The organism is Vibrio sp. R15-SG3-ISO1B, assembly GCF_059833835.1.
In genome coordinates, this window is record NZ_JCBDGG010000004.1 from 41,400 (window position 1) to 54,065 (window position 12,666).

10 protein-coding genes, 1 rRNA gene and 1 riboswitch are annotated in these 12,666 nt (G+C 48.7%); of the genes, 8 read left to right on the forward strand and 3 right to left on the reverse strand.

Features of this window, described 5'->3' with window-relative positions:
- Positions 1-78 precede the first annotated feature (78 nt).
- Both AC6R0S_RS01120 and dinF read left to right on the forward strand, forming a co-directional pair.
- Positions 79-891, forward strand: coding sequence for a class I SAM-dependent methyltransferase (locus AC6R0S_RS01120; protein WP_500637054.1), 813 nt, complete (start codon positions 79-81; stop codon positions 889-891).
- Between the two features lie 42 nt (positions 892-933).
- The gene (gene dinF / locus AC6R0S_RS01125) at positions 934-2,280 is read left to right on the forward strand and encodes an MATE family efflux transporter DinF (RefSeq protein ID WP_500637049.1); all 1,347 of its coding nucleotides are present in this window, start codon (positions 934-936) and stop codon (positions 2,278-2,280) included.
- An 80-nt stretch (positions 2,281-2,360) separates the two neighbouring features.
- Here dinF and sthA read toward each other — a convergent pair whose 3' ends face one another.
- Complete coding sequence (sthA, locus tag AC6R0S_RS01130) at positions 2,361-3,761, reverse strand: Si-specific NAD(P)(+) transhydrogenase (RefSeq protein WP_500637050.1); 1,401 nt, start codon at positions 3,759-3,761, stop codon at positions 2,361-2,363.
- 292 nt (positions 3,762-4,053) lie between these two features.
- Between sthA and fabR the strand changes: the two genes are divergently transcribed.
- Together fabR and AC6R0S_RS01140 are read left to right on the forward strand one after the other, a co-directional pair.
- Positions 4,054-4,695, forward strand: a complete 642-nt coding sequence (gene fabR, locus AC6R0S_RS01135) for an HTH-type transcriptional repressor FabR (RefSeq protein WP_334555580.1) — start codon at positions 4,054-4,056, stop codon at positions 4,693-4,695.
- Positions 4,695-5,066 (forward strand): YijD family membrane protein, encoded by a 372-nt coding sequence (locus AC6R0S_RS01140; RefSeq protein WP_500632160.1) that lies wholly within the window; start codon positions 4,695-4,697, stop codon positions 5,064-5,066. Before fabR ends, AC6R0S_RS01140 begins: the two co-directional genes overlap by 1 nt.
- 63 nt (positions 5,067-5,129) lie before the next feature.
- Here AC6R0S_RS01140 and trmA read toward each other — a convergent pair whose 3' ends face one another.
- Positions 5,130-6,239: a tRNA (uridine(54)-C5)-methyltransferase TrmA gene (gene trmA, locus AC6R0S_RS01145; protein WP_500637051.1), complete on the reverse strand. Its 1,110-nt coding sequence runs from the start codon at positions 6,237-6,239 to the stop codon at positions 5,130-5,132.
- 166 nt (positions 6,240-6,405) lie between these two features.
- A riboswitch (cobalamin riboswitch) is annotated at positions 6,406-6,602 on the forward strand.
- 51 nt (positions 6,603-6,653) lie between these two features.
- Here trmA and AC6R0S_RS01150 point away from each other — a divergent pair.
- From AC6R0S_RS01150 to murI, 3 genes are read left to right on the forward strand one after another with little or no spacing between them, the layout of a single operon-like run.
- Positions 6,654-8,477 carry a TonB-dependent receptor domain-containing protein gene (locus AC6R0S_RS01150; RefSeq protein ID WP_500637052.1) on the forward strand — a complete coding sequence of 608 codons (1,824 nt, stop codon included), beginning with the start codon at positions 6,654-6,656 and terminating at the stop codon, positions 8,475-8,477.
- Positions 8,478-8,527: 50 nt separating this feature from the next.
- Entirely contained in the window at positions 8,528-9,211 is a 684-nt protein-coding gene (locus AC6R0S_RS01155; protein ID WP_500633039.1) for a Dph6-related ATP pyrophosphatase, read from the forward strand.
- Positions 9,212-9,241: 30 nt separating this feature from the next.
- The gene (gene murI / locus AC6R0S_RS01160) at positions 9,242-10,042 is read left to right on the forward strand and encodes a glutamate racemase (protein ID WP_500637053.1); all 801 of its coding nucleotides are present in this window, start codon (positions 9,242-9,244) and stop codon (positions 10,040-10,042) included.
- Here murI and AC6R0S_RS01165 read toward each other — a convergent pair.
- Positions 9,999-10,463: an RNA recognition motif domain-containing protein gene (locus AC6R0S_RS01165; protein WP_334555558.1), complete on the reverse strand. Its 465-nt coding sequence runs from the start codon at positions 10,461-10,463 to the stop codon at positions 9,999-10,001. The two genes, murI and AC6R0S_RS01165, sit on opposite strands and share 44 nt — an antisense overlap.
- A gap of 546 nt (positions 10,464-11,009) precedes the next feature.
- Here AC6R0S_RS01165 and AC6R0S_RS01170 point away from each other — a divergent pair.
- Positions 11,010-12,563 (forward strand): 16S ribosomal RNA (locus AC6R0S_RS01170).
- Positions 12,564-12,666 lie beyond the last annotated feature (103 nt).

The following is a 12,666-nucleotide window of genomic DNA, read 5'->3' on the forward strand; positions in this document are numbered from 1 at the left end:
AAGATGCGTTCGCTTGCGCTTGATGTTGCAATTGATATTCATTATCATTTCTTCATTCGCGATAGAGAGATAATGAGCATGGCTTCCCGGCACCACAACGCGCATTCGCGCTATCAAATCCCCGCCAATCTTTTGCAGCCCTTGTGGCTTCGCAGTCGTGAAAGCCTTGTCGATAATGGCTTGGTTTACGATCCTATCGCCGCTAACGCGTGCCGACATTGTGAGTTAGCGCCAGAGTGTTTATCGGGCGATATTCCTCAAAAACAGCTGCTCCATGCGACCATTACACAGCTGTGTGACCAGCAAGTGAAACACTTTATCCAACATAACCCAGACGGCTGGATTATTAATGTTGGCGCTGGGCTGGATACTCGGTTCTACCGAGTGGACAATGGCCGTTGCCATTGGCTCGAACTGGATGTCACCGAAAATCTATTGTGGCGGCAAAAGCTGTTTCATCGCAGTGAGCGCTACCACCATTTATGCGGCAGTGTTACCGATTTGAGTTGGATGCCGTCTCTACCTATCGGGGAAAAATCGCCAGTGATGATTGTGTGCGAATGTGCACTGCTTGATGGCAATGAACGACAAATTGCCCGTTTCATTCAAGCTATGGGGTGTCACTTTGACAGTGCCAGAGCGTGCTTGGTGTTGGCCGGAGACCTAACCCCCACTGCATTGGGGCAGAAAATGGGTTCATCACATTACGCGCATGGTTATAAGTCGGCCGATGAGACGGTTAGACGCATACTGCCTTGGGCAAGTTCAGTGAAACTCTGTTCGCCTTTAGATCAGCACTGTCATCGTTGGAAGCTGTGGCAGCGATGGCTGAGAAAAATTCATCGCCTCAAGCATCGTTTAACGCCCGTGGTGGTTCAGCTGCGCTGGTGATAGGGGTACACTGGACACATCGTCCTTATGTGAATTCCACCCGTGCAGATCCTTGATACCCTTTCCAATCTCTCTCTTCATAAGAAAGTCTTGTGGCTCGCCATTCCTATGGTGCTGTCCAATATCACAGTGCCTCTGTTGGGGCTGGTTGATGCCGCGGTTATTGGTCATTTAGAACATGCGTGGTATTTAGGCGGTGTCGCGCTAGGCACCACCATGATCAGTGTGACTTTCTGGTTGCTCGGGTTTCTGCGCATGGCCACCACAGGTTTAGCGGCCCAAGCGTATGGCGGGAAGTCAGGGCATGGGTTGGCGCTTGTGTTGACGCAAGGGCTCGCGATGGCGTGGCTTTTTGCGCTGCTGTTTCTCATCGTGCATGCTTCAGTGGCCGATATCGTCTTTCAGTTCAGTGAGGCCAGCGAGCAAGTCAAATTTTATGGTGAACAATACTTTTCCATCCGTGTTTGGAGCGCGCCTGCGGCGTTAGCCAATTTTGTGCTGCTTGGCTGGCTGCTTGGAACACAAAACGCAAAAGCGCCCATGTGGATGGTGGTGATCACCAACGCGACCAATATTGCACTCGATCTGCTGTTTGTGATCGGGTTGGAGTGGCAAGTCGAAGGGGCGGCTTGGGCGTCGGTATTGGCCGATTACACCGGTATGAGTTTTGGTTTTTTCTGCGTATGGCGAACATGGCACCAGCAGAACCTACCGCCTATTGGTGATGTGTTGCGTGCCACCACCCGTGGGCTAAGCCGTTTTATCAGACTGAATCGAGATATCTTCCTTCGCTCGCTCTGCCTACAAGCGGTGTTTACCTTTATGACCTTTCAAGGCGCAAACTATGGCGATGAGATTGTCGCGGCCAATGCCGTCTTGATGAGTTTCTTGATGATGATCTCGTACGCAATGGATGGCTTTGCCTATGCAATGGAGGCAATGGTCGGTAAGGCCATCGGCGCAAAAGATCGTCATCAACTGACGCAGTCATTGCTGGGCTCCTTTTTCTGGAGTCTGATCATTTGCTCCGTACTGACGTTGGTGTTTGCCCAACTGGGATCGCCCTTGATCGCAATGATCACGGATATTGAGTCCGTCCAGCAGCAAGCGCTGCACTTTCTTCCTTGGCTGGTGGCCATGCCGTTGGTTTCTATGTGGTGTTTTCTACTCGACGGTATTTTTGTCGGCGCGACGAAAGGACGAGAAATGAGAAACAGCATGTTTGTCGCGACCTGTGGGTTCTTCATTCTATTCTGGCTGTTTGAGGCGTTGCAAAACCACGCGCTTTGGTTATCGATGCTCTGTTTTATGGCCGCGCGAGGCATGGCATTAGGGTGGGTTTTGTATCGCCAGTGGCGAGCGGGCGCGTTCTTTCCTGAGTCGATTTGAGGGCATGGCTGCGAAGAAAAAACACGGCGCCAAGCAGAGCCTGATGCCGTGTCGAATGAGATGAAAGTCGCGAGTAAGGGTTAAAACAAGCGATTCAAACCATTGAGGGCGGCGACGCGGTAGGCCTCCGCCATGGTTGGGTAGTTAAAGGTGGTATTGACGAAATACTCGATGGTATTCGCTTCGCCTTTTTGTTCCATGATGGCTTGCCCGATATGGATGATCTCAGCCGCTCGCTCACCAAAACAGTGAATGCCTAAAATCTCTTTAGTTTCACGGTGGAAAAGGATCTTCAAACTGCCAATATCTTTGCCTGCAATCTGGGCGCGAGCCAAATGTTTGAACGACGAGCGTCCAACCTCATACGGGACTTTCGCCGCTGTCAGTTCTTGTTCAGTTTTCCCCACAGAGCTGATTTCAGGGATGGTGTAAATGCCGGTTGGGATATCGTCAATCAAGTAGCCATCCGCCTGACCTTTGGTAATGGCCTGCGCCACGAATCGGCCTTGGTCATACGCTGCACTGGCCAAACTTGGATAGCCAATCACATCACCGACCGCATAGATATGCTCAACTGGTGTGCGGTAGTTGGTGTCCACTTTCAACTGACCGCGCGAGTCGGCTTCAAGCCCTACCGCGCTTAAGTTGAGCTTGTCGGTATTGCCGGTGCGGCCGTTGGCGTAGAGCAAACAGTCGGCGCGCATTTTCTTACCCGATTGGAGGTGGACGATCACGCCGTCTTCAGTGCCCTCGATCTTCTCGTAGGTTTCATCGTTGCGAATCACCACGCCGCTATTCCAGAAGTGGTAGGAGAGTGCGTCAGACACTTCGTTGTCCAAAAAGGACAGCAAGCGATCACGTGTATTGATGAGATCGGTTTTTACCCCAAGCCCACGGAAGATAGAGGCGTATTCACAGCCGATCACGCCTGCGCCGTAGATGATGATGTGGCGCGGGTCGTGTTTCAGGCTCAAAATAGAATCGCTGTCGTAAATACGCTCGTGGAGGAAATCGACATCCGCCGGTTGGTAGGGGCGTGAGCCTGTCGCAATCACAAATCTGTCGGCTCTGTAGGTCTCTTCGGTGCCATCGCTTTGCATCACCGCGATGGTGTATTTATCCACAAAGCGCGCCGTACCAAAAATCAACGAGCATTGGTTGCGATCATAAAATCCCTGGCGCAATCGAGTTTGTTTGTCGATGACCGACTTAGCATGACCAAGAATGTTGGAAAAGGTCGAGTGTAAGCTGCTGTTATTGTGGCAAAACAGCGGATTGTTGTTGAATTCAATGATTCGGCTCACCGCGTGACGCAGCGCTTTGGAGGGGATGGTGCCCCAGTGTGTACACCCGCCACCGACACTGCTCTCTTTCTCTACTATCGCGACGTTGAGCCCCGCTTTGGTCAATCCCATAGCCGCCCCTTCACCACCAGGGCCACTACCTATTACGATCACATCAAAGTGGTTGCTCTGAGCCATAGTTTTATCCTTGTTATAGAGTGTTAACATTGCTGTAGCGAGATTTTAACTGATTCCAAGAGGCAAAGAAAAAAAAGCGACCGAGAGAGTCGATGAGATCACGAGAATAGAGTGCGAGAAGTGAATCTTCGGCCTGGCGCACAGGATAGGCGGGCAAGTGAGAGGGAATTTTGCCTTCAATTAAGCGGGCGTGTTTTAATAGCGATTCTTCACTAAACAACGAATTGAGGTTATCTCCGTAAGCCAATCGTTGTATATTGACTGGCATTGAGGTTAAACACAGATACCAACGATGAAATCCATGGGAATACGCGCACAACAAAAAGAGAAAACTCGTCGCTCATTGATTGATGCGGCCTTCAGTCAATTAAGTGCTGATCGGAGTTTCTCGAACCTGAGCTTGCGAGAAGTGGCACGAGAGGCCGGGATTGCACCGACGTCTTTTTATCGCCACTTCAAAGACATGGATGAGTTGGGATTGACCATGGTCGATGAAGGCGGCTTGTTGCTGCGTCAGTTGATGCGCCAAGCGCGGCAGAGAATCGTCAAAGAAGGCAGTGTGATTCGCACCTCGGTCGAGACGTTTATGGAGTTTATCGCAAGTAGCCCCAACGTGTTTCGTTTGCTACTGCGTGAGCGCTCCGGAACGTCTTTTGAGTTTCGTACTGCGGTTGCCCGAGAGATGCAACACTTCTGCGCCGAATTGACCGAGTATTTAATTAGCTCAGGCATGTCTCGTGAAGAGGCATTTACCCAGGCACAAGCGTCCGTGACGCTAGTATTTAGCTCTGGGGCCGAAGCGTTAGATCTAGACAGACGTGAGCGCGATGAACTGGCCGAGCGTCTGATAATGCAGTTGCGAATGATAGCCAAAGGGGCTTATTGGTATCGCAAAGAACGTGAACGTAACCGATTAAAAGGTGGGATAAACTAATGTCGAACGAAACAAACCCAGTCGATCGTGGTTCTGAAAAGAAAACCCTCATTTTGGCATTAATCGCAGGTATGTGCGGTGATGCCATGTTGTCTTGGTTGACGATGAGTGAGGTCTCTTTCTCTATCTTTCCGTTGATCGCTTTGGTGCTCTCCTTACAGGCCTTGTACCAAGAGTATCTCCGTCATCCGGTATCCGAGGATATTCCTCTCGTCGGACTCGCGTGCTTTTTCGTCGGTGCGTTTGGTCACTCCGCATTTGTGAAAGCGCAATACCCAGAGGCCGGTTCAAACTTCTTTTCGATCATCGTCTCACTCTTGTTGCTGCTGTGGATCGGTAAAAAGCTCGGCTACATTGGCGCCGAGCGATAAGTACGCGACCACACATTCCTAAACAACAAACGAGCCCTAAGGCTCGTTTGTTCATTTAAGGGGCTAGTCTTTTTTCTCAAGCATCACACCCGCTTCCATATGGTGGGTGTAAGGGAATTGGTCAAACAGGGCGAATCGAGTGATTTTGTGCGTTTGTGATAACACGTCCAAATTCTCTTTGAGCGTATCAGGGTTGCATGAGATGTAGACGATGCGTTGATAGTTTTGCACCATCTTACAGGTATCGATATCCATGCCTGAGCGAGGCGGATCGACAAAAATGGTGTTGCAGTTATAGCTGCTTAAATCCACATTGGCGTCTTTTAAGCGGCGGAATTCTCGTTTGCCTTCGATCGCTTGAGTAAACTCCTCGGCTGACAATCTGAGGATCTGCACGTTATCTATGTTGTTGGCGGCGATGTTGTACTGCGCAGATTCAACGGAAGGCTTGGCGAGTTCGGTTGCTAATACACGGTCGAAGTTTTGTGCCAGTGCCAGTGAAAAGTTGCCGTTACCGCAGTAGAGCTCAAGCAGATCGCCTTGGCTCTCTTGGGTGCAGTCGACGGCCCATTCCAGCATTTTTTCTGCCACTTTACCGTTAGGCTGCGTAAAGCTGTTTTCGACCTGCTGGTAAACGTAAGGCTGGCCGTTCACATCCAGTTTTTCTACCACATAATCTCTATCGAGCACGATCTTCATTTTACGCGCACGGCCAATCAGGTTGAGGTTGAACCCTTCGTCATTTAAGCGTTGTTTCAGCGCTTTTGCTTCCACTGTCCAGGCATCATCGAGCTGACGATGGTATAGGAGCGAGACTAAGATTTCGCCGCTCAGTGTCGAGAGAAAATCGACTTGAAAGAGCTTGCGGCGCAGTGTGTCGTTATCTTTCATTGCTTCGAGAAGCAGCGGCATTAAGTCATTGATAAGACGACTGGCCGCCGGAAACTGATCAACGCGGTACTTTTCACGAGTCTCCTGGTTAAACATGATGTAATAGAGTTCATCCCCTTCGTGCCACACGCGAAATTCGGCGCGCATGCGATAGTGCTGCTCTGGAGATTTGAACACTTCCAACTCAGGCGCCTCGTAACTGGAAAACATCTCGGTCAAACGAGAGATTTTGTCATCGAGTTGCTGCTGGTAGTGCTGCGGGTTTACATCAAGAGTCGCCATGAATAGTACCTTTGGGGTGATTACCTGGGTGGTGTTTGCCATTTAAGAGCGCAGATTTTATTCAATCCCCGTCTGATGTCCAGTCTTGGTCGCGAAACGGGCGCAATGCGCACTGTAAAACTATAGCTTATAGCCATCTATCACTAGACAAATACCGTCAGGCTCAATACTATGCCTTCAAGCTGGTGCTATCTAGATGTATAGATGGCTGAAAAGGGAATCTGGTGTAAATCCAGAACTGACGCGCAGCGGTAAAAGAGAACGACCCCTCAACACGACACTGCACCACGGGAGGTGTGGGAAGTCGAGGCAGTAGGCCAACAGCTCTTAAGTCCGAATACCTGCCAGCAGCTGAGTTCCATCAACGGCATCCGCCAGAACTCAGTAGGATTTACGCGATTTAGGAACAATATAATGAACAAATCTATTCTAGCGATAGCAGTGGCATCGCTACTTCCTGCTACCTCGAGTTTGGCCCAAGAAGCCGCGGCTGATGAAACTATGGTGGTGACTGCGAATCGTTTTGAGCAACAATTAAAAGACGCACTCGCTCCAGTGGAGGTCGTGACCCGACAAGAAATTGATGCTATTCAAGCAAAATCGCTCTCTGAGGTATTACTACGACTACCGGGGGTTCAGATTGCTAGCCAAGGTGGTGTCGGGCAAAACACAGAGCTTTACGTTCGAGGTCGTTCCACTAAAAATATCTTAGTACTTATTAATGGTGTACGTATCGGCAGTGCTACAACCGGAGCTGCAAATCTTTCGGCAATACCTCTTGATGGTGTTCAGCGTATTGAAGTGATCAGAGGTGCTAGAGCAGCAGTGTATGGTTCAGATGCCGTAAGTGGCGTAGTTAACGTAATCACGACTAACCCGAACGGTTCATCAAGTAAGGTAAGAGCAGGTTTTGGAAGCTTCGGAAGCTATAACGTAGGCGGAACATTATCTTTGGGTGATACACGTACAGGGTGGTTGAACCTGACTGCCACTCACCAGTCTAGTGATGGTTACAACGTACAACCAACGAGTAGTAACCCGATTGATACAGACGATGATGGTTACACAAGTCAATATCTGGTTCTAGATACGGGTAAAAGACTGAATCAACAGTGGCTAATAAAATCAAACGGGTACTATCAAAAGCATAAAGTCGAATATGACAACCCTTGGACTGGTGTAGATAAAACGGATAGTGACTTATACAGCCTGAGCTTTGCCGGAGAGTATACCAGAAACAACTTTGATTCTTCGCTTTCGTTGACCTCGAATCAAGATAAAGCTAAGTCCTATGGCCAAGGTGCTGCCGAGAGCACAATTTCAACCAATAGAGTCGTGGTTAACTGGGATAACAATCTACAAATCAGTGAGCAGCTTACAGTGCTGGGTGGTATAGATTGGTATCAAGATAAAGTGGATAACACCACCAAAGCGATGAACAACGATTCTAGAGACAACGGAGCAGTCTTTGCTGGTGCTATTTATACCCAAGGCATTGTGTCATTGGAAGGTAACGTTAGATACGATGACAATAGTGCTTATGGTAATTACACTACTTATCAGCTTGGTGGTGGCGTCAGTTTAACAGAGGCCATCAAGCTTGTTGCGTTGCATGGCACAGCTTTCAAAGCGCCGACATTTAATGACCTATATTGGCCAAAAGAATGTGGATTTTGGGGGTGCTATGAGGGTAATCCGAATCTTGTCCCTGAAGAGTCTCAAACTTCAGAGATTGCGATTGAAGGTGAGTACGATATTGCAGGTTTCCGTTTAGCGGCTTATCAAAGTGACGTAGATAAAATGATTGCCAGTAACGGCTCAACGAACGTCAACATCAATAAGGCAAAGATTAAAGGAATTGAGGTAGCGACAAGCTTCCATACAGGCCCTATTGATCATCAAGTCTCTTACGACTACCTAGATGCAAAAGATGATACAACCGGGAAAGATCTTGTTAGACGCGCGCGTCACAGCGGTAAGTGGAACTCATCGTACAACATAGCAGCGTGGCGATTTGACCTGAGTTACCTGTATCAAGGGAAGCGTTACGATGACACTTCAAACACCAAAGTGTTAGATCCATACTCTCTAGTAGATATTGCTGGTACTTACTATTTTGATAATGGACTTAGCCTAGGTGCTAAAGTTGGCAACCTTCTAAATGAAGAGTACGAGACAGCAAGCGGTTATAAAACGCCAGAGCGTAACTACTATGTGAACGCGATATACGAATTTTAACCCAAACGCCGCCTCCAATAGCGAGGCGGTTTTTCTTTTTGGGATAATATATGAAAAATGTCATCATCAGTTGGTCCTCTGGCAAAGACTCCACACTTACCTTGGAACGTTTAATAGAATCATCCGAGTATAACGTTATTGGTTTATATACGACCTATGTCAAAGACGAAGTCCCTTTTCAAGCGACGCCGCTGTCTGTCGTCCGTATGCAAGCACAATTGCTCGGTTTGCCGCTGATTGAGATTGCTTTGCCAGAGGTGTTCCCAAGTAACGAGATCTATCAGCAAAGCATCGTCGACGGCTTACGCAAGAGTGGGTTAGCAATAGACTCTGTCGCATTCGGCGATATGTTTTGCAATGGTATCGCCGACTATCGGCGAAGCTATATTGAAGCTGCGGGATGGGAGTGTGTCTTCCCTCTTCTTGGAGAGAGCAGTCAAGCGTTGGCCAAAGAGATCATCGACAGAGGGATACAAACCTTAGTGGTCACAACGGATGCCGAGCAACTTATCCCGGACTACTGCGGCCTTTGGTACAACTCAGCATTCCTACAATCACTACCCGAGACGGTGGATCCGTGTGGAGAAAATGGTGAATTTCATACATTGGTGACACAAACAAGAAGCTATCAAGGCGAGATAGTGCTGGCGTTGACGCACCAAGAGCACGGAGAGCGCTTCTCACATCAACGTTATCAAGCCTCGATATTGCCAATCGATGCAGAGCGAGTATGATCAGCGCATCTTATTGTGTGGAAGTCGCCTGTGTTCTCTCAGCCAAATGTTCTAATTTTTGATTCCGGTGTTGGTGGGCTTTCTGTCTATCAAGAAATCGAGGCGATCCTACCCCAACTCAACTACTACTACGTTTTTGATAACGAAGCGTACCCTTACGGTGAGCTAGAACACAGGGTGTTGATCGATCGCGTAAAGCAAATCGTGTCTCAATGCGTCGGTCGGTTTCGTATCGATCTAGTGGTGATTGCATGTAATACGGCGAGCACCATTGTGCTCCCCACACTTCGTGCCCTGCATACTATTCCCATTGTTGGTGTTGTGCCGGCGATTAAGCCGGCGTCAAACATGGCCAATAAAGCCGTCGGGTTGATTGCGACGCCAGCGACGGTGACGCGAGAATATACCCATGACCTCATTCGCAACTTCTCTCAGAGTAAACCCGTCGAAATGCTAGGCTCGACAAGGCTGGTGGATATGGCTGAAGAGAAGCTACGTGGGCAAGCAGTAGTACTGGAAGAGTTAGAGGAAGTGCTGCTGCCGATCAAAGGTCACATTGATGTTGCCGTACTAGGCTGTACCCACTTTCCGCTCATCAAAGATGAGATCCAACAGGTGCTCGGTGATGGCGTAATCCTAGTGGACTCCGGTCAAGCTATTGCGAGACGCGTAAAACAGCTGCTGGGTCATGAATTAGCAGCGAGTGAGAAGGGCAAGCGGGAGATTTACTCCAGCGCTCCCCCTTGGCAGGAAGAAGCGCTGAACAGAAAACTGCAGAACTTAGGGTTTACTCCTGTTCAGAGTTCTCCGATTGAGATTTTGGATCGTTAGCAATCCTCACCTTTAAGGTACGCTGAAGATAGTCTTTATCATTCAGCGCATCGATTGCAGTTTGCGCATCGTTGGTGGCCATTACCACAAAACCGAAGCCACGACGCTTTCCTGTCCTTTTATCCTTCATTAATCGAACGGCAAATACCTCACCATGTTGAGCAAACAACTCTTTGACGTGAGATTCGTTTGCTTTGTATGGAAGGTTACCAACATATAAGGTCTTGGTGGATGGATCGCTGACTGGTTCTGGCTCTGAATCGGTATTCGAAAATTTAAAAACAAAAGCGCAAGCAAAAACACCGATAACAAAAGTCAACGCAGAAGATAGCTCTTTTCCTTGTGATTCGATAAAGAGAAAGAGCATGCCACCCAATACCGCCAAGGCTACCATCAGAATGGTTGATTTATTTGAACTCATATTGGAATACAACTTTTGGTTGAGAATAAGAAAATCTATTATTAACAAAATAGATACAGGCATATTACGTATAAGGTTGTTGTTTTTCCAACTTATTGATGTGACGTGTCTCAAATGTTGAAATTTTATTCTATTTTCATCGGTTTGATTTAAATTTGAGCAAACAGAAAATAAATTGAAAATAGTGCTTGTCTTCCTTTCAGACCTCCCTATAATGCCGCCTCACCGACACGGAGTGAGACGAAAGTCACAAACCAAATCGGATTCAGAAAAATTCAGCGAATAAAAAAGCTTGACTCTGAAAACGGGAAGCGTAAGATACGCACCCCTAGCAGCGAGACGCAAAGCGACATCGCACTAGACGCTCTTTAACAATATAAACCTATCAATCTGTGTGGGCACTCGTTGATGATAATCCAAATAGTTTCTTCGGAAACAATTTAGGTTTCAATGATACGAAGTGACCATTGAGTCTTCGGACTCAGCACAGTCAATTCAAACATTACTTTATGTAATGTTCAGTATTCATTGAGCCAACAAAACTTTAAATTGAAGAGTTTGATCATGGCTCAGATTGAACGCTGGCGGCAGGCCTAACACATGCAAGTCGAGCGGAAACGAGTTATCAAAGCCTTCGGGTGGCGATAACGGCGTCGAGCGGCGGACGGGTGAGTAATGCCTGGGAAATTGCCCTGATGTGGGGGATAACCATTGGAAACGATGGCTAATACCGCATAATAGCTTCGGCTCAAAGAGGGGGACCTTCGGGCCTCTCGCGTCAGGATATGCCCAGGTGGGATTAGCTAGTTGGTGAGGTAAGGGCTCACCAAGGCGACGATCCCTAGCTGGTCTGAGAGGATGATCAGCCACACTGGAACTGAGACACGGTCCAGACTCCTACGGGAGGCAGCAGTGGGGAATATTGCACAATGGGCGCAAGCCTGATGCAGCCATGCCGCGTGTATGAAGAAGGCCTTCGGGTTGTAAAGTACTTTCAGCAGTGAGGAAGGTGGGTGTGTTAATAGCGCACTCATTTGACGTTAGCTGCAGAAGAAGCACCGGCTAACTCCGTGCCAGCAGCCGCGGTAATACGGAGGGTGCGAGCGTTAATCGGAATTACTGGGCGTAAAGCGCATGCAGGTGGTTTGTTAAGTCAGATGTGAAAGCCCGGGGCTCAACCTCGGAATTGCATTTGAAACTGGCAGACTAGAGTACTGTAGAGGGGGGTAGAATTTCAGGTGTAGCGGTGAAATGCGTAGAGATCTGAAGGAATACCAGTGGCGAAGGCGGCCCCCTGGACAGATACTGACACTCAGATGCGAAAGCGTGGGGAGCAAACAGGATTAGATACCCTGGTAGTCCACGCCGTAAACGATGTCTACTTGGAGGTTGTGGCCTTGAGCCGTGGCTTTCGGAGCTAACGCGTTAAGTAGACCGCCTGGGGAGTACGGTCGCAAGATTAAAACTCAAATGAATTGACGGGGGCCCGCACAAGCGGTGGAGCATGTGGTTTAATTCGATGCAACGCGAAGAACCTTACCTACTCTTGACATCTACAGAACTTAGCAGAGATGCTTTGGTGCCTTCGGGAACTGTAAGACAGGTGCTGCATGGCTGTCGTCAGCTCGTGTTGTGAAATGTTGGGTTAAGTCCCGCAACGAGCGCAACCCTTATCCTTGTTTGCCAGCACTTCGGGTGGGAACTCCAGGGAGACTGCCGGTGATAAACCGGAGGAAGGTGGGGACGACGTCAAGTCATCATGGCCCTTACGAGTAGGGCTACACACGTGCTACAATGGCGCATACAGAGGGCGGCGAACTTGCGAGAGTAAGCGAATCCCAAAAAGTGCGTCGTAGTCCGGATTGGAGTCTGCAACTCGACTCCATGAAGTCGGAATCGCTAGTAATCGTGGATCAGAATGCCACGGTGAATACGTTCCCGGGCCTTGTACACACCGCCCGTCACACCATGGGAGTGGGCTGCAAAAGAAGTGGGTAGTTTAACCTTTCGGGGAGGACGCTCACCACTTTGTGGTTCATGACTGGGGTGAAGTCGTAACAAGGTAGCGCTAGGGGAACCTGGCGCTGGATCACCTCCTTATACGATGATTATCGTTATGAGTGTCCACACAGATTGATGGTTTATGTAGTTTAAGAGATAGAAGATATCCCAATATCTTCAACTTAGTGTCCCGTTCGTCTAG